The 23,636-nt window shown below is 63.5% G+C and carries 21 protein-coding genes; 9 read left to right on the plus strand and 12 right to left on the minus strand.

The window, feature by feature from the left end; translation table 11 throughout:
* Positions 1 to 23: 23 nt before the first annotated feature.
* From M729_RS0124965 to M729_RS0124990, 6 genes are read right to left on the minus strand one after another with little or no spacing between them, the layout of a single operon-like run.
* Positions 24 to 959 (minus strand): phosphatidate cytidylyltransferase, encoded by a 936-nt coding sequence (locus M729_RS0124965; RefSeq protein ID WP_027163212.1) that lies wholly within the window; start codon positions 957 to 959, stop codon positions 24 to 26.
* Positions 959 to 1,621, minus strand: a complete 663-nt coding sequence (locus M729_RS0124970) for a lysophospholipid acyltransferase family protein (RefSeq protein ID WP_013532377.1) — start codon at positions 1,619 to 1,621, stop codon at positions 959 to 961. Before M729_RS0124970 ends, M729_RS0124965 begins: the two co-directional genes overlap by 1 nt.
* Positions 1,618 to 2,061: a hypothetical protein gene (locus M729_RS0124975; RefSeq protein WP_013532376.1), complete on the minus strand. Its 444-nt coding sequence runs from the start codon at positions 2,059 to 2,061 to the stop codon at positions 1,618 to 1,620. Before M729_RS0124975 ends, M729_RS0124970 begins: the two co-directional genes overlap by 4 nt.
* Entirely contained in the window at positions 2,058 to 3,383 is a 1,326-nt protein-coding gene (locus tag M729_RS0124980) for a phosphatase PAP2/dual specificity phosphatase family protein (protein ID WP_027163213.1), read from the minus strand. The genes M729_RS0124975 and M729_RS0124980 overlap by 4 nt, the downstream gene beginning before the upstream one ends.
* A gap of 5 nt (positions 3,384 to 3,388) precedes the next feature.
* The gene (locus tag M729_RS0124985; protein WP_198032135.1) at positions 3,389 to 5,176 is read right to left on the minus strand and encodes a bifunctional alpha/beta hydrolase/class I SAM-dependent methyltransferase; all 1,788 of its coding nucleotides are present in this window, start codon (positions 5,174 to 5,176) and stop codon (positions 3,389 to 3,391) included.
* Positions 5,177 to 5,224: 48 nt separating this feature from the next.
* On the minus strand, positions 5,225 to 5,833 hold the full coding sequence (locus M729_RS0124990) for a CDP-alcohol phosphatidyltransferase family protein (protein ID WP_027163215.1): 609 nt from the start codon (positions 5,831 to 5,833) through the stop codon (positions 5,225 to 5,227).
* Between the two features lie 195 nt (positions 5,834 to 6,028).
* Between M729_RS0124990 and M729_RS0124995 the strand changes: the two genes are divergently transcribed.
* The 3 genes from M729_RS0124995 to M729_RS0125005 all read left to right on the plus strand — a co-directional run bounded on the left by M729_RS0124995 (position 6,029) and on the right by M729_RS0125005 (position 9,523).
* A complete protein-coding gene (locus M729_RS0124995) occupies positions 6,029 to 6,508 on the plus strand; it encodes a MarR family transcriptional regulator (protein ID WP_013532372.1) in 480 nt (159 codons plus the stop codon).
* Entirely contained in the window at positions 6,505 to 7,686 is a 1,182-nt protein-coding gene (locus M729_RS0125000) for an HlyD family secretion protein (protein WP_013532371.1), read from the plus strand. The genes M729_RS0124995 and M729_RS0125000 overlap by 4 nt, the downstream gene beginning before the upstream one ends.
* A 304-nt stretch (positions 7,687 to 7,990) precedes the next feature.
* A complete protein-coding gene (locus M729_RS0125005; protein ID WP_013532370.1) occupies positions 7,991 to 9,523 on the plus strand; it encodes a DHA2 family efflux MFS transporter permease subunit in 1,533 nt (510 codons plus the stop codon).
* Positions 9,524 to 9,572: 49 nt separating this feature from the next.
* On the opposite strand, the gene M729_RS0125010 is transcribed toward M729_RS0125005, so the two are convergent.
* Both M729_RS0125010 and M729_RS0125015 read right to left on the minus strand, forming a co-directional pair.
* On the minus strand, positions 9,573 to 10,076 hold the full coding sequence (locus tag M729_RS0125010; protein ID WP_032809319.1) for a CAP domain-containing protein: 504 nt from the start codon (positions 10,074 to 10,076) through the stop codon (positions 9,573 to 9,575).
* A gap of 251 nt (positions 10,077 to 10,327) precedes the next feature.
* Positions 10,328 to 11,551: a TadE/TadG family type IV pilus assembly protein gene (locus M729_RS0125015; RefSeq protein ID WP_027163217.1), complete on the minus strand. Its 1,224-nt coding sequence runs from the start codon at positions 11,549 to 11,551 to the stop codon at positions 10,328 to 10,330.
* 300 nt (positions 11,552 to 11,851) lie between these two features.
* On the opposite strand from M729_RS0125015, the gene M729_RS0125020 reads away from it, so the two are divergent.
* A complete protein-coding gene (locus tag M729_RS0125020; RefSeq protein ID WP_013532367.1) occupies positions 11,852 to 12,676 on the plus strand; it encodes a DUF2189 domain-containing protein in 825 nt (274 codons plus the stop codon).
* A gap of 8 nt (positions 12,677 to 12,684) precedes the next feature.
* Here M729_RS0125020 and M729_RS0125025 read toward each other — a convergent pair whose 3' ends face one another.
* Complete coding sequence (locus M729_RS0125025) at positions 12,685 to 13,317, minus strand: LysE family translocator (RefSeq protein WP_024504845.1); 633 nt, start codon at positions 13,315 to 13,317, stop codon at positions 12,685 to 12,687.
* 127 nt (positions 13,318 to 13,444) lie between these two features.
* The gene (locus M729_RS0125030) at positions 13,445 to 15,430 is read right to left on the minus strand and encodes a TadE/TadG family type IV pilus assembly protein (protein ID WP_027163218.1); all 1,986 of its coding nucleotides are present in this window, start codon (positions 15,428 to 15,430) and stop codon (positions 13,445 to 13,447) included.
* Positions 15,431 to 15,660: 230 nt separating this feature from the next.
* On the opposite strand from M729_RS0125030, the gene M729_RS0125035 reads away from it, so the two are divergent.
* Positions 15,661 to 16,521, plus strand: a complete 861-nt coding sequence (locus M729_RS0125035) for a TIGR01459 family HAD-type hydrolase (protein ID WP_027163219.1) — start codon at positions 15,661 to 15,663, stop codon at positions 16,519 to 16,521.
* Between the two features lie 6 nt (positions 16,522 to 16,527).
* Positions 16,528 to 17,508: a bifunctional riboflavin kinase/FAD synthetase gene (locus M729_RS0125040; protein WP_027163220.1), complete on the plus strand. Its 981-nt coding sequence runs from the start codon at positions 16,528 to 16,530 to the stop codon at positions 17,506 to 17,508.
* A gap of 1 nt (position 17,509) precedes the next feature.
* On the opposite strand, the gene M729_RS0125045 is transcribed toward M729_RS0125040, so the two are convergent.
* Positions 17,510 to 18,064, minus strand: coding sequence for an HdeD family acid-resistance protein (locus M729_RS0125045; protein WP_013532362.1), 555 nt, complete (start codon positions 18,062 to 18,064; stop codon positions 17,510 to 17,512).
* A gap of 194 nt (positions 18,065 to 18,258) precedes the next feature.
* Here M729_RS0125045 and M729_RS0125050 point away from each other — a divergent pair, with 194 nt between their 5' ends.
* From M729_RS0125050 to M729_RS0125060, 3 genes are all read left to right on the plus strand, one after another.
* Positions 18,259 to 19,065 carry a MipA/OmpV family protein gene (locus tag M729_RS0125050; protein ID WP_027163221.1) on the plus strand — a complete coding sequence of 269 codons (807 nt, stop codon included), beginning with the start codon at positions 18,259 to 18,261 and terminating at the stop codon, positions 19,063 to 19,065.
* A 234-nt stretch (positions 19,066 to 19,299) separates the two neighbouring features.
* On the plus strand, positions 19,300 to 22,263 hold the full coding sequence (gene ileS, locus M729_RS0125055) for an isoleucine--tRNA ligase (RefSeq protein ID WP_027163222.1): 2,964 nt from the start codon (positions 19,300 to 19,302) through the stop codon (positions 22,261 to 22,263).
* A gap of 211 nt (positions 22,264 to 22,474) precedes the next feature.
* Positions 22,475 to 23,146 carry a hypothetical protein gene (locus tag M729_RS0125060; protein WP_013532359.1) on the plus strand — a complete coding sequence of 224 codons (672 nt, stop codon included), beginning with the start codon at positions 22,475 to 22,477 and terminating at the stop codon, positions 23,144 to 23,146.
* 36 nt (positions 23,147 to 23,182) lie between these two features.
* Here M729_RS0125060 and M729_RS0125065 read toward each other — a convergent pair whose 3' ends face one another.
* Positions 23,183 to 23,632: a nucleoside deaminase gene (locus tag M729_RS0125065; RefSeq protein WP_013532358.1), complete on the minus strand. Its 450-nt coding sequence runs from the start codon at positions 23,630 to 23,632 to the stop codon at positions 23,183 to 23,185.
* Between the last annotated feature and the right edge of the window lie 4 nt (positions 23,633 to 23,636).

The raw sequence follows: 23,636 nt of genomic DNA on the forward strand, positions 1-23,636 counted from the left end.
GCGTTTGGCAACCGGTCGCCGGATCACACGGTCCAGAAATAGCGCACGATGTGGAAGAACACCGGGGCGGCGAAGACCAGGCTGTCGGTGCGGTCCATCATGCCGCCATGGCCTTCGATGAGATGGCCCCAGTCCTTGACGCCCTGGTCGCGCTTGATGGCCGAGGCGACCAGCCCGCCTAGGAATCCCATCGAGCAGGCGACGAAGGCCACGGCTGCCGCCTGCAGCGGCGAGAAGGGCGTCACGAACGACAACAGCGCGCCGAGCAGGCTCGCCGACACCAATCCGCCGATCAGCCCTTCCCAGGTTTTCGACGGCGAGACGTTCGGCGAAAACCGGTGTTTACCAAACAGCTTGCCGAAGATGTACTGCAGCACGTCGCTGCCTTGCACGACGATGATCAGGAAGGCGATCAGCAGCAAGGTGCGGCCTTCGAAGCCTGGCACGTCGAGTGTCAGCAGGGCGGGGACGTGGCTGACGCAATAGACCGAGATCATCACCGCCCATTGCTGCGCGGCGATCCGCTCGAGGAAGCGTTCGGTGTCGCCATGCAGCGCCGTGATGGCCGGCATCAAGAGGAAGCAGTAGACCGGAATGAAGATGACGAAGAGCCCATACCAGGCGGTCCACACCAGCCAGTACTGAAACGGGATGATGATGCCGAACATGCCGAGCAGCACCCAATGGTCGCTGCGGCGCGTATGCGTCAGCGTCACGAATTCGCGCAGCGCGGCGAAGGAAATCAGCGCAAACAGGATGGTCATCCCGTAACGGCCGAAGAAGAAGGCGACCGTCATCAGCGCCACCATCACCCACCAGGCGTTGATGCGCTGCGTGAGATTGACAAGCGTCGAGCTCAGCGGCTTCGGCGCTCGCGCCGAAAGGATGGTGGCGACGATGCTGGCGGTGGTCAAAACCGCCAGCAGGCCGATGATCAGGATGGAGATCTCGTGGCGCATCAATCGTCTCGCTCGGGACGCGGGTTGAGCGCCAGAAGCGCGGCGTGGGCGCGCTCGAGAAAGGCGCGGCGTTCTTCGCCCGGGCCAACCGCGACAGGCGCGCCGAAAACGACGCGGCACAGCAGCGGCACCGGCAGGAACTGGCCCTTGGGCAGCACGCGCGACATGTTCTCGATCCAGCACGGGATCAGCTCGACCTCAGGCCGCGCCGTCGACAGATTGTAGAGCCCGGAGCGGAACGCCAGCAGCGGCTCGTCTGTCATGTTGCGGGTGCCCTCGGGAAACAGGATAAGCGAGTGCCCTTGGTCGAGAACCGACAGCATGATCTCGATGGGGTTTTCCTCAGGTCTCGTCCATTGCCGGTTGATGAGCACGGACGACAACATGTCCTGCGCGATGAAGCGGCGCAGCCGCGACTTCCCCCAATATTCGCCTGCGGCAACAGCATGGGTGATCGCGCGCTCCCTTTCGCTGAGACAGGCCGACAAAAGGATGAAGTCGCCATGGCTGGTGTGATTGGCGAAATAGATGCGCTGCCGCTCGGAGGGCAGGCTGCCGTTCCAGATCGGCCGCACCCCGGTCACCATCCGGGCCAGAGCCGACAGGCCGACGGAGGTTACCGTCTGCAGCAAGGTGAAGGTCTTGAGCGAAAGCTTGTTCATCGCGGCGCCCAAAACCCTGCCGCCAGAAGCGCTGCGGCGAACAGAGCCAGGGCAGCGCGCTGCTTGAACAGCAAGCGGCTTGTGCCGGCCATGCGGTCATCGAGCAAGCGTGTCGCGAACGGAGCCGGTTTCAGGCGCATGCGCGCCAACATGTCATCCACCGCGGCACCGCCGGAAGCTTCGTCGTCATGGCTCGCCATCAGTCGGAACAGCAGCGCGTCGAATGCCAGCAATGCCGACAGCGCCAGCACCGCAACCGCGCTCGCGGCGGCGATCGACAAAGCGATGGCCGCGGGCAAGGTCTCGAAGGCACCGCGCGCCGATGCGGCTAGAGGCGCAAGGACATTTGCGGCCAGCACGATTGCGGCCGGCCACGCGGCCTGTCGCATCAGCATGCCGGCGAAGCGGTCGGTGCGGTCCTGATAGGTATTGCCTGTCATGACGCCGCCCGCCCCGTAGCCTCTGCAAGATGAATCGGCCGGCCGGCGGCCGCGAGCATCTCGCGGGCGAGCGCTGGCGTCCCGGCCCTGCCGGTCGCCACCAGCCATTCGGCGACGACGCCGGCGCTGCGCTGGAAGCCGAGCGCGCAGCACACCAGGACGGTGCCGTCGCGGCGTGCATTCTCCAGCGCGCCGGCTGCCTGTTGCCGTATCGCCAGTGGCGGCGGCAACAGGTCGATCATCGGAAAGCTGATCCAGCGGCAATCGGTTGTCGCCGGCTTTTCGAGTTCGGCGGCGAGGTCGATGACCGTGCCGAAGCTGTTGGCCTCGCTTGCCGTGGGAAAGCGCCCGAGAAAGACACCTTCGGCAATCGCCACCTGGGGGGCAAGATTGCGCGTCCAGGCCCATATGTTTGCCCTGGCGCCGAGGCGATAAGGCAAGAGCAGGACACGGCTTGCAAGCGTCATGGTGCCATCGGCGGATTTCTGGAACACCTTTTCGCCTGCGCCAGCATAGGCGAAGGCGACGATGGCCAGCGCCAGCGCCGGCCAAAGCAGGAAGAGCGCGACAGCGCAAAGGAAGGCACCGAGCGCGGCACCGGCCAGCGCGAGGACGGCGCCCAGCGCGTAGAACCGCGCCAGCCGCCGCGCTTTCGCATCGTTGGTCAGCCGGAAGCCCACAAACGGCAATGCGCCGCTACGCGGAAACAGCCACAGCGCAAAGAACCCGAGCAGCGCGCCGGTCGGGATGTCGATGAAGTGATGCTGCCAGGTCGTCAGCACCGAGGCGCCGATGAGGAAGCTCCAGCCATGCCAGAGCGGCAGGAGCAACCCGCCGAGCCGGTGGCGCCAATGATCCCAGATGATCGCCAAAAGGGCGATGTGCAGCGAGGGCGCCTGGTTGAACGGCTTGTCGAAACCGCCGAGCACGGCAAACAGGAAGCCCGGCAGGCCGGTCGTCGCCGGTCGCACGAATGTAGCGGTCAGCGGGAACAGGATGAAGCAGATAACGGCGACGATTTGCGCGGTGAGATAGCGTCCGGCCAGACGGTCGACCCCTTGCCTGTCGTTGTTGAGCAGCAGCGACAGGCCGTAGAACAGGTTGATCGACCAATAGGGCACGATGGTCCAGGCGAGGAACGGGATGCCGTGCTCCCACGAGAACACGATACTGCCGACATCGTCGCGCCGCGACGCCAGCCAGTTGGCGAAGCCGTAGCTGAGATAGAAGAACGGCGCCAGGAAGGCCAGCCACAGGGCTGCCCTGACGACCACCCGGCTATAGGGTTCGGCACGCGCCACGGATGCAGGCGATGACACCATGCTGCTCAGCGGCGCCGCGCGAGCGAGACGGTGAAGATGCCCCATTGGTCGATGCGCTGGTCGAGCTTTTCGAAACCGGCGGCTTCGACGAGCTGGTCCATTTCGCCTTGCGTGCGCCGGCGCATCACCCAGGCCTCGCCGCCGCGATGCGAGGTCAGGCTGCGGGCGATCATCTCGAGCTGCGGGTGCCAAGGCTGGTTGGTGTAGAGCAACAGGCTGCCCGGCTGCATGGCGCTGGCCAATCCACCGAGCGAGCGGGCGATCATCGCATTGTCCGAGAATAGCTCGTAGAGGCCGGAAACGATGGCGAGGTCCGGCGCCGGATCGGCGTTGGCGAGCATGTCGGCATCGAAAGCGTCGGCGCGCTGGAACGTGACGTCAGCCGGCAATTGCCGCTCCGTGATCAGCTTGCGGCCAAGCTGCACGTTGAGGTCGGAATAATCCTGCAGACGCACGCTCGCCGGCTGGTCGGGGCTCTTCACGATGGCATCGAGAACATAGCGGCCGTGGCCGGCGGCGATGTCGAGAATATGCACTGGCCGGCCAGTGGTCTTGAGCGTTGCCAGGCAAGAGCCGATCAGTTCTTCGAGATGCAGCTTGCGCTGGCGGATGCCGCGCCAGCCGATGGCTTCCAGGAAGACACGGTCGACGACGCGGCCAAGGGGCGTAAGGCCGCGCGCGTCGTTTTCGTAGACATAATCCAGCGTCGAGCCGGAATCGAAGCCGGTGGCAATGCCGGTCTTCATGCCTTGGGAAACCCAGGCGCCCATGCGGATGGAGGCGCGGCTGAATGCCCAATAGAGGCCCTTGGGCGACATCAAAGCGAGCGGTGAAGCAAGCCGGTCGGCCTCGTCGCGTGTGTAGCCGGCAATGTCCGCCTGCTTCAGGTCGACCGGCGCATCCGGTGCCGCGAACTGCCTGGCCAGGAACGGCCGGATCAGGTCGAGGGCCTTTGCCCGGTCGCGTTCGCCCAGCGTGTCGTGGAAGAAGCCCGGCAGCACATGACGTTCCTTGATGCGGCTGCCGAGATTGACGAAGAACTCGTGCTGCGGGCCGTGGCGCACGACCCAGTCGCTGCCCGAAAGCAGAAGCTGCGTCGGCGCGGTGATGGCGCGGGCGTCCGCAACGATGCGGGCGGCATGCTGATAGAGTTCGATCAGGATGTTGGAACTGATCGGCCGCGTGATCAGTGGATCGCTCTCGAAAGAGGCGATGCGCACGGGATCATGGGTCAGGAATTTCGCCTTGACATAGGAATTGACGAAGAAGCGGCCCTTGATCTTCTGCCAGAGCGCTATGCCCTCCTTGGCGAAGGGCACGTAGAGTTTTACCGAGAAGGCCGGTGAGGCCAGCACCATGGCGCGCAGCTTCGGCGCATAGTCATGCACCCAGGCGGCGGCCAGAACGGCGCCGAAGGACTGCGCGATCAGCGCGATATCGCGCGTGGCGAAGCCATCCCTTTCAGCGATCTCGCGCATGAAGCAGTCGATGTCGCGCACCAGCGCCGAGAAGGACGGGGCATAGCCGCGCTCGCCGGACGAACGGCCATTGCCGCGGGCATCCCAGGCATAGAAGGCGTGGTCCGGCATCCGCAATTCATCGACGAGATGGGCCATGCGGCCGCCATGCTCGTGGCCGCGATGGAAGAGCACCACCGCGCCGTTGGCATCGGCGGAGGCCGCCGGCCAGAAGCGGTAGAAGATCTCCGTCCCGTCATGGCTGCGGAAGACCCGCTCCTGCGCTTGCCGCGCAAGGCTTTCCGTGGCCGCGGCGGCGATCGGGTCGTGCATCATGGTCTTTCCCTCTGGCGGCCCCACTGGCGGCATGGCGAGCCTCGATGCTCAGCTGGCGCTGCCAATAAGCCCGGCGCGTATCCGGTTTATGGCGGTCAGCAGCGAAAGCGTTGCCATGGCCGGAAACACAAATGGCGCGATCGATACCGGCCACAGCCCTGGGGCGCACAGCACGGCGACGACGCCGAGCGCCAGCGCCCTGTCGCTCTTGCCGAACGGCCCGGCATAGTTGCGGCCGATCTTGGCGGCGATGCCGAGCACGCCGGCAAACTCGGTCAGCACCGCCGATATTGCGAAGGCGACGACGCCCCATGCGCCAAATTCCGGAAAGACGGCAAAAGGCAAGATCAGCGCGAGGTCCGAAACGACGTCGCACAACTCGTTCAGATACATGCCGAGCGTCGAGGCTTGGCCATGCTCGCGCGCCAGCATGCCGTCCACGGCATTCAGCGCCATGCGGACGAACATCACCACGGGGATAAGCAACAGCAGCCAGCGCCATTCATGCCGGATCGCACTGGCCGCGCCGGCGGCTATCGACATCGCGGCCGCCAGGATGGTTATGCTGTTTGCGGTGACCCCGATGGCCGCCAGCCGATTGACCAGCGGCCGCAGTCGACCCTGGAAGGCCGGCTTGAGAGCGTAAAGCGTCGGCATTGCGTTGATCCCCCGATCCTGTTCAGCGGCTGTACATCAATATGCCAGACGCGACCAGCGGAGAGGCGGCGCGGCCATCATGCGTTCGCAAATCGATAACCATGATTGGCCCGGCAAAGCTGTCATGCACATTTGTCGGCTTTGTGTGCACTGCGGCACCTTGAATAGTGAGCACGCTTATTATATATCCCGCTCATGGTTTCCGATGGCATCGACAGATTGGGCTTCTTGATCCACGACGTGCAGCGCCTGATGCGCAAGCGCTTCGAGGCGAGGGCCAGTGGCTTGGGGCTTTCTTCGGCGCAATGGCGGCTTCTGGTCCGCGTTGCCAAGGAAGACGGTGTCGCGCAGGCGCGGCTGGCCGAACTTCTCGAAATCGAGCCGATCAGCGTTTCGCGCCTGGTCGACCGCATGGAGGAGGGAGGCTGGATCGAGCGTCGTTCCGACGCTGCCGATCGCCGCGTCCGCATGATCTTCCTGACGCCCAAGGCAAGCGATGCCTACGCCGTGATCAAGAGCATTGCCGGAGAAGTCTATGAGGAATCGCTGGTCGGCGTGAAACCGGAAGCCCGTCGCGTCCTCGTCGAGGGACTTGAGGCGATGGTCCGCAACCTGACCGACGACGAGACGCCGTCCATTGAAAAAGTGAAGAACACAGAGGGCGCAGCAGCATGAACGCGGTAGCCAAGATAGACGAGAAAGTGACCGAACTGGAAATGGAAGCGCCGGCGCAGCCGGCCGCGGCCCCGGCAACCGTTGCTCCCCCGGTGCAGCCGGCTCCGGCGCCGGTGAAGAAAAAGCGCCGGCTGGGCCGCTTCCTGCTCATGGTCGCGCTGCCTGCGGCATTGGCTGTTGGCGGCGGCTATGTCTGGGTTACCGGCGGCCGTTATCAGGAGACCGAGAACGCCAATCTGCAGCAGGCCAAGGTGTCGATCGCTTCCGACACGGCCGGCCGCATCGTCAAGGTCGACATCTTCGATAACCAGCTGGTCAAACAGGGTGACGAGCTGTTTGCCATCGACCCCGAGCCCTACCGGATCGCGTTGGCGCAGGCCGACGCGGCGGTGGCGGGCGCGCGTCTCAATGTCGAGCAGTTGCGCGCCGCCTATGGCCAGTCGATGGCTCAGCAGAAGTCCGATGCCAGCCAGGTCGCCTTCGCCCAGTCGCAGTTCGACCGCGCCGCCGATCTTGCCCAGAAGGGCATCAACGCCAAATCGTCGCTGGACGAAGCCAAGAACGATCTCGACAAGGCCAAGCAGCAGCTCGCCGTTGCCGAGCAAGGCATCATCAGCGCCAAGGCAGCCCTTGGCGGCAATCCCGACATCGAAACCGACAAGCATCCGACCGTGATGGCCGCGCTCGCCGCGCGCGACAAGGCCGCCTACGATCTGGCGCAGACCACGGTCAAGGCGCCGGCTGACGGCATCGTCAGCCAGGCCTCGTCGTTCAAGGTCGGCCAGTATGTCGGTTCCGGCACGCCGCTGTTTTCGCTGGTCGAGACCGGCGACACCTGGATCGATGCCAATTTCAAGGAAACGCAGCTCACCCACATGAAGCCCGGCCAGAAGGCCGAGATCGTGGTCGACACCTATCCGGGGCGCACCTTCGAGGCGACGGTCAAGGCGATCGGCGCCGGCACGGGAGCCGAGTTCTCGCTGCTGCCGGCCCAGAATGCCACCGGCAACTGGGTCAAGGTCACACAGCGCATCCCGGTTCGTCTCGAACTGACCGATGCGGACGCCAAGATGGCGTTGCGCACCGGCATGAGCGCCACCGTTACCGTCGACACCGGCGTGGCGCGTGGTCTGCCTTCGATCTTCGGTCACGCCACGGCCGGCGAGGCCGCGCAGTAACGTCAACAGAATGCCGCAGGACCAGCGGCGGAGGTGAATAGCAGGATTGGTCTGATGGGAGGAGCTGGAGGATCAGCGTTTGGGTGCTGCCGCGGTGCGGCTGGCCGAAATCTGAAATCTCCGACGCGGACCCGTCGGTCCTCATGTTTCCGGGCGGCAGGCATCCGCTCATCAGAGACTTTCAGTCGATGTAACCCCCACATCGACAATCGCGTCCCACCGCGACGAGGGTCTCTCAACGGAAGGCGTTGCCGCCCGGAAACCCCTTGTACACGTTTTTGTTACCTGCTGGAAGTTCCACGCCATGAGCACGCCCGAACCCTTCAAAGAAGTGCCGCATCGCGGCCTGATCACGGTCGCGCTCATGTTGGCGACGATCATGCAGGCGCTCGACACGACGATCGCCAACGTCGCGCTGCCGACCATGACCGGCGATCTCGGCGCCTCGCCTGACAACATCAACTGGGTGCTGACCTCCTACATCGTTGCCGCCGCCATCATGACGCCGGTCACCGGCTGGCTGGCCGATCGCTTCGGCCGCAAGGAACTGTTCCTGACGGCGGTGGTCGGCTTCACCGTGTTTTCGATGCTGTGCGGCATCGCCTGGAGCCTGGAGACCATGGTGTTCTTCCGGCTGATGCAAGGCGTGTTCGGCGCCGCGATCGTGCCTCTGTCGCAGACCTTCCTGCTCGACATCAATCCCAGGGAACGCCATGGCCAGGCGATGGCCATCTGGGGCGCCGGCATCATGCTGGGTCCGATTCTGGGCCCGACACTCGGTGGCTGGCTGACCGAGAATTTCAACTGGCGTTGGGTGTTCTTCATCAATCTGCCGGTCGGCATCGTCGCCTTTCTCGGTATGGCCGCTTATTTGCCGGCTATCGCGCGGCGCGTGCGCGGCTTCGATTTCTTCGGCTTCGCCATGATATCGCTCGGCGTCGGCGCGCTTCAGCTGCTGCTCGACCGCGGCGGCGAGGTCGACTGGTTTTCCTCGGTCGAGATCTGGATCGAACTTGGTCTTTCGCTCACCGGCTTCTGGGTGTTCATCATTCACACCATGACGGCCGAGCACCCCTTCATCGATCCCAAGATCTTCCTCGACCGCAATTTCGTGACCGGGCTGGCGTTCATCTTCGTCATGGGTGTGCTCATCCTGGCGAGCATGTCGCTGCTGCCGCCGATGCTGTCGACCATCTTCGGCTATCCGACCGTCACCATCGGCATCGTCATGGGGCCACGCGGCGTCGGCACCATGATTTCGATGCTCGTCGTCGGGCGGCTCATGAGCAGGATTGACGCCAGGATCCTCGTCGTCATCGGCTTCCTGCTGACCGCGCAGTCGCTCTACACCATGTCCAGCTTCACCCCGCAGATGGACAATTGGCTGATCATCAGCTCCGGCGTCATCCAGGGCCTGGGCATGGGGATGGTGTTCGTGCCGCTGTCGACCGTCGCCTTCGCCACGCTTGACGTGCGCTTCCGCACCGATGCCACGGCTCTGTTCAGCCTGGTGCGCAATCTTGGCTCGTCGATCGGCGTGTCGGTCGTGACGGTGTTGATGGTGCGCAACACGCAGATCAACCATGCCGAGCTTTCGGCCTTCATCAATCCGTTCAACCCCAATCTGTGGGCTGTTTCGCCGGCGGCCGCAGGCGGCGATCCAACGGCGCTCTCGCAGGTCGATCGCATGGTCAATCTCCAGGCCATGATGATCTCCTACGTCAACGACTTCAAAATACTCATGGTGATGACACTGCTTGCCATCCCGTTTGTTTTCCTGCTGCGCAAGCCGAAGCAGGCACCAGCCGGCGGCGCGCCGGCGGCGCATATGGACTAGCTTTCCATCAAATCGTCTTGGGTGTGGCGCACCGAACCGGCACGTTTTCCTATTTTCCGAGCACGAGGCTCCAGTAACGGAGCTTGCTGTCGCTGCCGTCGCGCACATAGGCAAGGCCGAAGCGTGTGAAGCGCGGGTCGAGCATGTTGCGGCGATGGCCTGGTGAATCCACCCAGATGTCGAACAGCTTCTCGAGGTCGAAACGACCCTCGGCGATGTTCTCCGCCGCGGCACCGGAAATTCGATTGTCCCTGACGCGCGAGGCGAAATCCTTGCCCCAGCCGGTGGTGTGGCTCATGCGGCGGCGCTGCGCCATGTAGCCTGCCTGCTGCAGGGCGGCCTGTTCGAGCTGCCGGTCGGGGACCAGCGGCGCGAGCCCGGCCGAGGCGCGGATGCTGGCCAGCGTGCTGGTGGCGGAGGAGGAGACCCCGGCGCCTTCACCGGTTGGCAGTGAAACGGTGCTGCAGGCGGCGAGCCCCGCCAGGGCTGCGAGGCCGGTCAGCACCATGCGCCTGTTCAGCTTCGGGTGGGTTTCGATTTTCGCTATGGTCATGCCCCTGAGATAATGGCGATCATGGCTTTTGCCGGGCAGGGCGGCGAAAATCGAAGAGGGGGCGACAGACTGACGCTGGCCGATACAACGCTGATCGGCGTGGCATGCTGGGCGGAATTTCACCAGGCGATCGACGGCGCTGCCTATCCCAGGCTGGCCGGATTGCGCCTCGCATCGAAACCGATCTGGCCGTGCGTTACCGCCATTTTTCTCAACGCTACCGCTGGCGCCGCCGCACGTCAGGTTGTCTCTCATTTCACCAGAGTGATCATCCGATCGGCATACATTGTGCGATTTCCAAGCGCCGCCGCGCAGTCCGACTTGACGGACGAGTTCCCGGTCATCTGTATCGTATTGCCGACAAGCCTGAGACAGTCGCCCTGGGCGCTCATATCAGAGTTGCCGGCGTAGGAAATGGGCGCGTCCGGCGCGTAGATGAAACCGCTGAGCACGGAATTTGCGCCACCATTCAATGTCAGGGCAGACGTATTGCCGTGATCCTGGAAAATGGTGATGCCAGCATAAGGGCCGCTCGTGGGCGGGGAAAGGTTCACCTTCTCATTGGCATTTATGTAGATCTGAGCGCTTTCCATGAGGAAAATGGTCACGCCCTGGCCAGTCAGGCTGCCGTTTCCCCCTGGCTTTATGGTGGTGCCGCGCATGATGTAGACGCCCGGATTAAGCGTGATGTTCCCCGATAATGTCTTGTCGCAATAAGTGCCGGGCGACAGCGTGTAGGTTTTGCCGTTCGGGACAGGCAAACACAATGTGTAAGGGGGAGGAACGACGTCGGCCAATGGATCAAAGGACGCGTACCTATGTTCGTGCGGCGTTCCGCAGGCGAGACTGGCGCTGGGTGGCAACAGCCCGCTGGTGCCGCCGACGGTTGAGACACAGCCGGCCGAAACCAGTGCGGAACCGCCCCTGTTGACGGAATCGGACGCGTCCGAGTTCGCCGCGATCACGCAATTGTCCATCGAGACGTTGGTCGAGCCCTGCAGGTTCACGGCGGCGGACGCATGCGGATCGAGCGCCAGCACGCAGGCCTGCGCGCCAGGTTTTATCTTGACCGAGGCCGAGCGGTAGGCCTGCCAGGGGGCCGAGGCGCTGATGAAGCTTGGGCGGCTTATGCTGGACGACAGCGAGATAAAGTAGGCGCTTGGACTGCCGCTTGCCGTTGCCGCGAAAGCGGAGACGCTGCCCAAATATTCCTGCTGGTCGGCCGCGCTCATATTGGCGGCGAAGAACTGCAGCCCAAGCTGCTGGACATCGCCAGCCGCCATATCGGGAGAGAACTTCGTGCCGATGGCGAGCCCAGCCGCGTCCAGCGAGTTCTGGAGTTGCGAGGCGTCATGGCTCGTGCCGATCAGATCGACGGCGCCGGCCAAGCCAATCATTATTGGCAGCATAGCGAAGGCGGTCGTTATGGCAAAGTTGCCGCGCTCCGAAGACCAGAAGGCTTTCAATGCGAACATAGTCCCTCGCCGAAACTCGTAAAGCTCAGGTGATACGCCAGGGATCCCTACGAGTAATTTAAGTAAATGCTAAAATGCGTAAATGCTAAAATGCAGCACAATGATTGGCCAAAACGAAGGTCTGCCAAGGTACGCCATATGAGAGGCCATACGGAGAGTTGAGCACAATGAGGAGTTGCTCCCCAGGCCATTGACCCGGCGACAATCGCAGCCAACTCTGCTATCATGCTTCTCGATCTTGAAATGGCAGCTCTGGCGGCCATCCAGGCGGTGACCGCCCCGACACACGGGAGGAAGGTTATGGCCGGCTTTCATGTCATGGCGGACGCACGTGGAATGCATGTGCAGCCGACGGTGCGCCGCATCACCACGTCGGACCTTTGGGATGCGTTGCGTCTCGGGTTCGAGGATTTCTGGGCAAAACCATCGCACTACGTGTTCCTGTGCCTGATCTATCCCATCGTCGGCCTGATCCTGACGCAGTGGACGTCCGGCGCAAATGCCATCCAGCTCATCTATCCCCTGATGTCGGGTTTCGCGCTGGTCGGGCCGTTTGCGGCGCTCGGCCTTTACGAGATCAGCCGCCGGCGCGAGCTCGGCATGAACACCTCCTGGCGGCACGCGTTTGATGTCCGGCGCTCGTCCGCGATCCCGTCGATCGCCGTCATCGGCGTCATGCTGGTGGCGCTGTTCCTGTTGTGGCTCTACACCGCGCAATCGATCTACACTGGCCTGTTCGGAGACCAGCCGCCGGCCTCGATCGGCGGCTTCATCCGCGATGTGCTGACCACCAGTAAGGGCTGGACGCTGATCCTTGCCGGTAATGCCGCGGGCTTTGTCTTTGCCGTAATCGTGCTGGCCACCACTGTGGTTGCCTTCCCGCTGCTGCTCGACCGCGACGTCGGCGCCGTCTCAGCCATCGAGACCTCGGCCCGGGCGGTGATGGCCAACCCGCTGCAAATGGCGCTGTGGGGCTTGCTGGTCGCCGTGCTTCTGGTGATCGGTTCGATCCCGCTGTTTGCCGGGCTCGCCGTCGTCATGCCGGTGCTCGGCCATGCCACCTGGCATCTCTACCGCAAGGTGGTCGAGCCGGAGCGGGCACAGCAGATAAGACGGCCGATGTAGGCTAGCTCTCAGCGCTGCGCGTCGGTCGCCATCTTCAGCGCGAGAGCCGCCAGCACGGTTCCCATCATCCAGCGCTGGATGACCAGCCACAAGGGCCGTCCGGCGAGGAAGGTGGCGATTGAACCGGCCGTCACCGCGATGACGGCATTGACGCTGAGGCTGATCGAGATCTGTGTCGCGCCGAGCACCAGGAGCTGCGACAGGACGTGACCCTTGCCGGGGCTGATGAACTGCGGCAACAGCGACAGATAGAGCACGGCCACCTTCGGATTGAGCAGATTGGTCATCAGGCCCATGGCGAAAAGCTTGCGCGGCCGGTCCCTCGGCAATTCGCGCACTTCGAATGGCGAGCGTCCGCCCGGCTTCACCGCCTGCCAGGCCAGCCACAGGAGATAGAGCACGCCGGCAAAGCGCAGCGCATCATAGGCGTAGGGCACGGCGAGCAGCAGCGCGGTGATGCCGAATGCCGCCGCCAGTACATAGAAGACAAAGCCGAGCGCCACGCCGCCAAGCGAGATGAGCCCCGCCTTCGGCCCCTGCGACAGGGAACGCGAGATCAAATAGATCATGTTGGGCCCAGGCGTCAGCACCATGCCGAGGCAGACCAGCGCGAAGGCGAGATGATTGGCTGTTTCGGGCATCTGTTCTTCCCCAGCGCGCCGCGAATGGACGCGCGATCCAGGCGGCCAAGATGTGCCTGTCCCGGGAGGCGCGCGCAAGTGCATGGCGGCGCCCGCCGTTGTTCCAGCCAGCCCCGAAGCCTGAGGATCAGCCGACGATGCGCAGGTTCGACAATTCGTTGCCGATTTCCTTGAAATCGTTCGACAAGCTGGCGCCGGTGGCATTCCAGAACAGTTTTGCCGGCTTGCTCGCGTCCGTTGGATCCTTGCGGAAGCGCGAGTTCGACGAGCAGGATTTCAGCGCCTCGATCGCCTGCTGATCGGCGGTTTTGGTCGTCGACAGGTCGAGCGCCACCGTCATCACCATGATATTGGCTGCCTTGGCGTTGTTGCAAAGCGTCGCCATCTGCTCGTTGAGCGCGTTGGTGTAGTTGCCGTTCGAATAGTCGAACTGGCCAATGGCGCTCGATGTGCCCATGAACAGGCGGCCCACCGAAGTGCCGTTGTAGCCTGGGTTGAGATAGCCGAAGGACGCATAGGTCGATTTCGAATCGGCGGGGTCGGAATGGCTGAGCGAGGACGGCGTGTAGTAGGTATTGGCGCCGTCGGTCAGCACGATGACGACCTTGTCGTTGCCTCTCTCGGTTTCCGGGCGGCCTTGCGTGAACGGCTCGCCGCTCGAAACCACCCGCCAACCCCAGGCCATGCCTTCGGGAACATTGGTGCCGCCATCGGGCTTCATCAGGTCGATCGCGGCCTTGATCGCGGTAAGCCCAGTGGTAACGCTGACATCGGTCAGCGGCGTGATCGGGTTGGTGGAGCAGCTGTAGTTCGGCCCGTTGCCGGCGGCCAGCGCCGGCGCATTGATCGGCCTCGGTTGGAAATATTTGGACATGTTGCGCAGCCGGGATTGGCCGGTGCTGCTCGTCGGGTCGTCATTCCACCAGCTGTTGATGGCGCCATAGGTCGTCGGCGCGGCCTCGTCGGGATCCTGGGTGAGCCTCCAATGGTTGCCGGGCTCGTCCGGGGCGAACATCGGCACAAACATCGTCGCCGGATCGCCGACCCCTATGCCGGTGTTCGCCGAGCCGCCGGAAGGCGCCGCGTCGTTGACATTGTAGGGATAAGGCCTGGCCTCGACGCAGCCCTGCCAACTGGCGAACGGGCCATAGGTGTCGATGTAGTCGTATTCGTCGTGGTCGCGTTTGCAGGTGTTGTTCGGGTTGTATTCGTCGCACACCACGCGCTTGCTGTTGACGACACGCTCATGGTTGGTGACGACCTTCATGTCGCGATAGAGCGAAAACCGGGTCAGCATCTGGCCTTCGTCGGTTCCCCATCCGGTGCCGCGCTTGTACCAGATGCCGTTGGTCTGCTGGGCGTATTTGTCGGCTGCGTTCAGCGTCGACCAGTCGAAATTCTCGTTCGATACCGGCGACAATCCTTCGGTATCCATCCAGGGCGCATTGCCGTTGCCGGGCCCGACATTGACCGAGGCGGCAAACGGCACGAGGCCGAACTGCACCGGCCTGTCGACCTGCTTGATCATCGCCGCCTGCTGGGCCAGCGTGTCGACCAGCTGTTTTGCCGCGGTCTTGAGAAGGTCGATGCGCGTTTGCCCCGAGCCCGTTCCGGTCTTGGTCATCGACCCGGAATTGTCGAGTACCAGGGCGACTTCAAGAGTGTTCTTCAGCCGCACTTCCGAGGTGATGTTGAAGCTGATCCTCTGGTTGGCGTCGGTTTCGGATTTGCCGACGAGCTGGCCGAAGACCGGATAGAAATAGGGCTTGTAGTCCAGCCGCGCGGTCATCTTGAGCAAGCCGCCGCCGGTGGTGTTGCTTGGCAAGGTAACGGTGAGCGTCGTATTGGCGGGATTGATCTTGTTGAGGTTGGCATTGAAGAAGTCGAGCGCATAGGCCCGCAACTGGTCGTCGGTGGCACCCTCCGTCAGCCGGCGCGCCGTGGCGAAGTTTGCGGCATCGAGCGCGTTCGAAACTGCCTGTTTTTCGCGGCTCATCTCGGTGAAGTCGACGGCCATTGCCAGGGCGCCCATCAGCGGAACCATCGCGACGACCGTCATAAGAGCATAGTTGCCGCGTTGGTCGCGGCAGAACTGACGCCAAAGTCCATGCATGTCTTGGAGCGGCCCCCGCCGGCGGATTCTCGATCGACGCCAGCTTTCCACAAAACGCTGAAGGCCGGGTTTGGCAAATCGCTCTATTGCCGGGGCAGCGCTTCACCAACCGCTAACCAATCGTGCCTGGCGAAAGCTGGTGACAGGCCGGAATGGTTCGGCTAATCCGAACCGGCTGCGGCGAACCGTCTGTCGTGGCGGTCGCAACGATCATGACTGAAGGAAACGGCATGGCGGATTCGCCTGAAATCATCGGCTCGCTCGAAGACGTGTTGAAGGCCTATTCGGCAATCCTGTGCGACGTCTGGGGCGTGGTCCATAATGGCGAAACGCATTTCCCTGTGGCAGCCTCCGCATTGGCAAGGGCTCGAGAGGCGAAAATCCCCGTCGTCCTGATCACCAATTCGCCGCGCAGAAGTGCCGATGTCGTAGCGCAGATGAACGCGATCGGTGTTCCACCGTCAGCCTACGACCGGGTGGTTACCTCAGGCGACGTGACCCGGGATCTGATCGCCGAAGGGCCGCGCAAGATTTTCCATATCGGCGCCGACCGCGACTTCACCCTCTATGAAGGTCTCGACGTCGAGCTTGTCGAGGAGTTCGAGGCGTCCGGCGTCGTCTGCACCGGCCTGTTCGACGACGAGATCGAGAAGCCCGAGGATTACACGGAGCTCCTGCGGCGGCTGCGCGCCAGGAACCTGCCTTTCATCTGCGCAAATCCCGACATCGTGGTCGAACGTGGCGAACGCATCATCTGGTGTGCCGGCGCGCTGGCGCGTGACTATGCCCAGCTCGGCGGCCGCACATTGATCGCTGGAAAACCTTACGCGCCGATCTACAATCTCGCGATGAAGGAGGTTGCCGAGATTCTTGGCCAGCCGGTCGAGCGCGGCCAGGTGCTGGCCATCGGCGACGGCATGATGACCGATGTGAAGGGCGCCGCCGACAATGGCTTCGATGTTCTTTATGTCTCCGGCGGTATCCATGCCCGCGACTATGGCGATGCCCTGCAACCGGATCCGGCAAGATTGGCGGCCTTCCTGGAAAAGCATGGCTATGGTCCGGTGGCCGTCATTCCCAGACTTCGGTAGGTGACGATGGCTGCCTTCCAGCGCATCCTGGCAACCGCGCCGCTTCCCGCCGACCTGCGCGGCGGCGTCGTGGCGATCGGCAATTTCGATGGCGTCCATCGCGGCCATCAGGCGGTGCTCGAGCGAGCCTCGGCGGAGGCAGGACTGCGCGGCGTGCCGGCCCTGGTGCTGACATTCGAACCGCATCCGCGCAAGATCTTCAGGCCTGATATCCCGTTGTTCGTGCTGACGCCGCCGCCGATGAAGGCGCGGCTGCTGTCGCTGCTGGGCTTTGCCGCACTGGTCGAACAACCGTTCACGCGCGACTTCGCCTCGCTGTCGGCGGAAGCGTTCGTGACGGATGTGCTGGAAACGAACCTCGGCATTACTCACGCCGTGACCGGGTTCGACTTCCATTTCGGCAAGGATCGTCAGGGCGGCCCGGCCTACCTGATGGCGGCCGGCGAACGTCACGGCTTCGGCGTCACGCTCGTCGACGCGTTCCGGGACGAGGGCGCCGAGGTGGTGTCGTCCAGCCGTATCCGCGGATTGCTGGGCGAGGGCGAGGTGGCTGAAGCCGCCGGACTGCTCGGTTACCGGTTCACCGTCGAAAGCGAGGTGGTCGGCGGACAGCAGCTCGGCCGCACCCTTGGCTTTCCGACTGCCAACATGAGGCTTTCGCCCGAAGCGACTCTGAAAGAAGGGATTTATGCCGTCCGCTTCCGCCGCGCCGACGGCACGCTTCACGACGGCGTCGCCAGCTTCGGCCGACGCCCGACAATCGACGACAACGGCGCGCCGCTGCTGGAAACCTTTGTCTTCGATTTCTCCGGCGACCTCTATGGCGAGGTCTGCCAGGTTTCCTTCTTCGGTTTCCTGCGTCCGGAGGTGAAGTTCGATGGGCTCGACGCGCTGGTCGCGCAGATGAAGCGCGATGAAGCCGAGGCACGCGCGCTGCTTGCCGGCGTCAGGCCGCTCTCCGACCTCGACGCTGCGATGGCATTTTAAGCTACTTCTTCAGTGCCAGGCCAACGGCGATGAAGGTCCAGCCCTGGAAGATCAGATCGATCGCCAGGAACAGACCGAGCACCCACAGGCTGTTGACCGGCCAGCCCATGGCGATGATCAGGCCCGCAAGCGCGGTGATGACACCGGCAGCGACGATCCAGCCCCAGCCGCGTTCCGGCCGATGGCTGTAGCCGACCCAGGCCCTGAGCACCCCTGACGCGACCAGCGCAATCGCCAGCAGGAATGTCAGCACCGCCGAGGCAAGCAGCGGATTGCCGAAAGCGAAGAAGCCGGCAACGGCGTACAGCAGTCCGCTGAGCAGCCAGTAGAAGAAGCGGCTCCAGGTCTTGACGCCGAACGCGTGCACGATCTCGATGATGCCCGCCATCAGCATCAGCCATCCCACGACGTAGACGGAAGCCACCGTGGCGACGAACAGGTTGGCGAAGGCAATGCCGCCGAAGATGAGCAGCAGCACACCGAGCGCGACAAACCATCCCCATTTTGTCCGTGTCTGTTCGATCGCGATTTTCAGGGCATCGCCATGCAGGGTCATTGTCGCGGTCTCCATCGAGGGCTGCGGAATACTGCGGATGGAAGGTAATCCGGGCGCGGGCCAACGTCCAGTCGATGACCGGCAGGGGGATCGCGGCAAAGCGCGAGCGTATGTCTCGGGTTTAAATCAAATTTTACCAAACGGCCGTCAAAGCTGTCATCGGTAATCGTGTGTGTCGTGTTAGTGGAGTGGCCATGAGTCCGGTCGGAAGAATCTCTCTTGTGTTGGCCGCTGCGGTGCTGGGTGGAGTGGGCGCTGCCAAGGCGGGCGAGGGCAGCTGGCTGTCCGGCGACTGGTATCTGACCGTTGGCGCCACCGGCCTGGTCGCGCCCAATTTCGAGGGCGGCAGGAAATACATGCTGAGCGCCCAACCCATCATCTCATTGGGCAAGGCCGGACCGGCGGCACGCTTTGTCTCGCGCAACGACAACATCTCGCTGGCGCTGGTCGACGATGGCGGTGTCCGCGCCGGCCTGACCGGCAAGTTCCTGTTTTCCCGCGACGACGACAACGCCGATGAGCTGAAGGGCCTCGATCCGGTGCGCTGGGGCGGCGAAGTCGGCGGCTTCTTCGAATTCTATCCGACGGACTGGCTGCGCGCCCGCGCCGAGCTGCGCCACGGCATTCGCGCTCACAACGGCTTTGTCGCCGATATCACCGCCGATGCCTTCTACGATGTGACGCCGACCGTCAGGATTTCGGGAGGACCGCGTGTTTCCTTCGCCTCGGGCAACTATTTTGACGCCTATTATGGCGTCAACGCGCAGGAGGCGGTGGCCTCGGGCCTGAGCGAATACCATCCCGGTGGCGGGCTGAAATCGACCGGCCTTGGCGGCGCCATAACTTGGAAGGTGACCGAGCCGATGACCGCCAGCCTGTTTGGCGAATATTCACGCCTGATGGGACCGGCGGCCGATTCCAGCCTGGTCAAGGAGCGTGGCGACCACAACCAGTTCACGGTCGGCGTGTCGACCACCTACCGCTTCGATTTCACGATGTAGGTGAATCGAACGAGAGACGCTTTATTCCTGCCGTGGCTTCGGCTAAAAGCCCAGCCATGACCAGCTTTTCGCGCCTTTTCGCGATCGCGATACGAATTACAGGCCCGGTGTTCCGGGTGGCCTGAGCGCCGCCGGAGCCGCCGGGAGTTTCTGCGCGCCCCTCGCGCTTTTTTCATAACATGATAGTTCACGCCCGAGCTTGTACGCCCGCCGGGCAATGCACATGGCAGACCAATGACCGACACAACTGAAACGATCGACTATTCCAAGACGCTTTATTTGCCGCAGACGGACTTCCCGATGCGCGCCGGCTTGCCGGAGAAGGAGCCGCTGCTGGTCAAGCGCTGGCAGGACATGGATCTCTACCGCAAGCTGCGCGAGAGCGCTGCCGGCCGCACGAAATACGTGCTGCATGACGGCCCGCCCTACGCCAATGGCAACATCCATATCGGCCATGCGCTGAACAAGATCCTCAAGGACGTCATCACCCGCTCGTTCCAGATGCGCGGTTACGACTCGAACTATGTGCCCGGCTGGGACTGTCACGGCCTGCCGATCGAATGGAAGATCGAGGAGCAGTACCGCGCCAAGGGCAAGAACAAGGACGAGGTGCCGGTCAACGAATTCCGCAAGGAATGCCGCGAATTCGCCGCGGGTTGGATCACGGTGCAGGGGGCCGAGTTCCAGCGCCTCGGCGTCATCGGCGACTTCAAGAACCCCTATACGACGATGGCTTTCCATGCCGAGTCGCGCATCGCCGGCGAGCTGTTGAAGTTCGCCATGTCGGGCCAGCTCTATCGCGGCTCCAAGCCGGTGATGTGGAGCGTGGTCGAGCGCACGGCGCTGGCCGAGGCTGAGATCGAATACCACGACTATGAGAGCGACACGATCTGGGTGAAGTTTCCGGTCGCCAGCCTTGTCCGCCCCATTGACGATGGCCAGACCAAGCTGACGGAGGGCGCCCTCGATCTGCTGCAGGCCCACGTCGTCATCTGGACGACGACGCCGTGGACGATCCCAGGCAACCGCGCCGTCAACTATTCGCCGCGTATAAATTATGGCCTCTACGAGGTCACGGCAGCCGAGAACGCGTTCGGCCCGCAGCCGGGCGAAAAGCTGATCTTTGCCGACGCACTGGCCGAAGACTCCTCGGCCAAGGCCAAGGTCACCTTGAATCGTCTCCGCAGCGTCTCGGCGCAAGAGCTTGGAAGCCTTACGCTTTCACATCCGCTCAAGGGCTTGGGCGGCGGCTACGAATTTGCCGTTCCGATGCTCGCCGGCGACCATGTCACCGACGATGCCGGCACCGGCTTCGTCCACACCGCGCCCGGACACGGCCGCGAGGACTTTGACGCCTGGATGGACGCGGCGGTGGATCTGCGTGCACGCGGCATCGATCCCGCCATCCCGTTCACCGTCGACGATGGCGGCTTCTTCACCAAGGACGCGCCGGGTTTCGGACCGGACCGCGAGGGTGGGCCGGCGCGCGTCATCGACGACAACGGCAAGAAGGGCAACGCCAACCAGGCCGTCATCGACGAGCTGATCAGACGCAACGCGCTGTTCGCGCGTGGCCGGCTGAAGCACAGCTATCCGCATTCATGGCGGTCCAAAAAACCGATCATCTTCCGCAACACGCCGCAATGGTTCGTCTATATGGACAAGGACCTCGGCGACGGCTCGACGTTGCGCAGCCGGGCGCTCAAGGCCATCGACGAAACCCGTTTCGTGCCCGCCGCCGGCCAGAACCGCATCCGCGCCATGATCGAGGAGCGCCCGGACTGGGTGCTGTCGCGCCAGCGCGCCTGGGGCGTGCCGATCGCCGTCTTCGCCGATGTCGACGGCAATGTGCTGAAGGACGAAGCGGTCAACCAGCGCATCATGGACGCCTTCGAGAAGGAGGGCGCCGACGCCTGGTTCGCCGCTGGCGCCAAGGAGCGTTTCCTTGGCAATCACGATGCCTCCAAATGGAAGCAGGTGATGGACATCCTCGACGTCTGGTTCGATTCGGGCTCGACGCATGTCTTCACGCTGGAGGATCGCCCTGACCTGAAATGGCCGGCCGACGTCTATCTCGAAGGCTCCGACCAGCATCGCGGCTGGTTCCATTCCTCGCTGCTGGAAAGCTGCGGCACCAGGGGCAGGGCGCCTTACGATACTGTCGTCACCCATGGTTTCACCATGGACGAGGATGGCCGCAAGATGTCGAAGTCGCTCGGCAACACCGTGGTGCCGCAGGACGTCATCAAGCAGTCGGGCGCCGATATCCTGCGTCTGTGGGTGGTGACGACCGACTACTGGGAGGACCAGCGGCTCGGCAAGAACGTGCTGCAGACCAACATCGATGCCTACCGCAAGCTGCGCAACACCATCCGCTGGATGCTCGGCACGCTCGCCCATGACGATGGCGAAGAGGTGCCGCTGGAGAAGATGCCGGAGCTGGAGCGGCTGATGCTGCACCGGCTGGCCGAGCTCGATGAGGTCGTGCGCTCGGGCTACGACGCCTTCGAATTCAAGCGCATCACCCGCATGCTGCTCGATTTCATGGTGGTCGAGCTGTCGGCGTTCTATTTCGACATCCGCAAGGACGCGCTCTACTGCGACGCGCCGTCGAGCCTGAAGCGCAAGGCTTCCGTGCAGGTGGTGCGCCATCTCTTCGATTGCCTGGTGAAATGGCTGGCGCCGATGCTGCCCTTCACCATGGAGGAGGCCTGGCTCGATCGTCATCCCGACGCGGTCTCGGTGCATCTCGACCAGTTTCCGCAAATCCCGGCGGACTGGAAGAACGAGGCGCTGGCGGAAAAGTGGCGCCAGGTGCGGCAGGTGCGGCGCGTCGTTACCGGCGCGCTGGAGATCGCGCGCGCCCAGAAGGTAATCGGATCGTCGCTGGAAGCGGTGCCGGTCGTCACCATCAACGATGCAGCGCTCGAAGCGGCGATTTCAGATGTCGACATGGCCGAGATGGCGATCACCAGCGATCTGGTCATCGCGCATGGCGAGGCACCGGCTGGTGCCTTCGCGATCGACGACGTCAGGGGTGTCGCCGTGGTGGTCGAGAAGGCCGAGGATCGCGGCCTGTTAAAATGCGCACGCTCATGGCGCTACACCGCCGATATCGGCCAGGATCCGGAATTCCCGGATGTTTCGGCCAGGGATGCGGCGGTGCTGCATGAATTGAAGGCGCTTGGCCGGCTTTGACAGGCCGGCCGGCCAGCTTGATCGGTGCACAAATGCCACGCCGGGCGGGTGAAAACCGCCCGCGCGTTGCCCTTAACGAGTGGTTGAGGTAAACACGCGAAACTCCGGAAGACAAATTGTCGCCGGATTTCCGTCGCAAGTGCTTGGACGATGGGGACCGGCCACAAGGCTGGTGGCAATCGAGAGGCTGTCTAGAGTGGGACTTTTTGGCATGACCGAGAGATATAATGCGCGCCTGGCGCTGCTGGCGCCGCTTGTCGCGTCGGGCCTCGCTTTGTCCGGCTGCATGGGCTCTCCGACCTACGGCACCGACAAGACCGCCGGCGAACAGCTGGCCGGCGATATTTCAGGCGCCTTTTCATTTGCGCCGAAGCGCAAGGAACAGATCGACTACAAACCGCGTCCGACGCTTGTAAAGCCGGCGCCCGGCCAGAAGGAAGCGCTGCCGGCCCCGCAGGACAGCATCGAGACGGCGAGCGCCGAATGGCCCGAATCGCCCGAGCAGCGCCGCGCCCGCTTGCGCGCCGATGCCACCGCCCATCAGAACGACCCGGCCTATCAGTCGGAGATCGTCGACGACGTGCAAACCGATCCGGCCTCGGTAAAAAGGGCGATGGCGGAGTCAGGCTCGAGCCACCCGCCGGCATGGACACCGGCCGATTCCGACAAAGGCCGTGCCGCCGAGATCCAGCGTCGCCTCGCCGACAGCAAGCAGGGCGATCCGAACACCCGCAAATATCTGAGCGAGCCTCCAGTGCAGTATCGTGTCGCGGCCGGCACCGCGCCGCAGAACGAGCTTGGCGAGGACGAGTACAAGAAGGAACGCCGTCTCAAGAAAGAGGCGGAAGGCAAGAAGGGCAGCGGCTGGTTCGATTGGCTGTAAAAACACCGAATTGTGTCGCCGGGCGTAGCGCCCGGTTCAGCCGCGCCGCTCCCGAAAAAATCCTTTAAGCAGCAGGCCTGCTTCGGTCTCGCCCATGCCCGGATAGATGTCGGGCGCGTGGTGGCAGGTCGGCGAGGCGAAGAAGCGCACGCCATTGACCACAGCGCCGCCCTTGTCGTCGGCGGCGCCGAAATAGAGCCGGCGCAGCCGGGCGAAGGAAATGGCGCCGGCGCACATGGCGCAAGGCTCCAGCGTCACATAGAGATCGTGCCCGGTCAGTCGCTCGGCCGACAGTTTGCGGCAGGCTTCGCGGATGACCAGCATCTCGGCATGCGCGGTCGGGTCGGCAAGTTCGCGTGTGCGGTTGCCGGCGCTGGCGACAACACCAGCGCCATTGGCGATGACGGCGCCGACCGGCACTTCGCCTCGCAAGGCGGCAGCTTCGGCCTCCTTCAGCGCCAGCGCCATGAAATCGGGCCGCTTCACGCGA

Origin of the sequence: Mesorhizobium sp. WSM1293 (assembly GCF_000513875.1) — a bacterium.
GTDB lineage: Bacteria > Pseudomonadota > Alphaproteobacteria > Rhizobiales > Rhizobiaceae > Mesorhizobium > Mesorhizobium ciceri.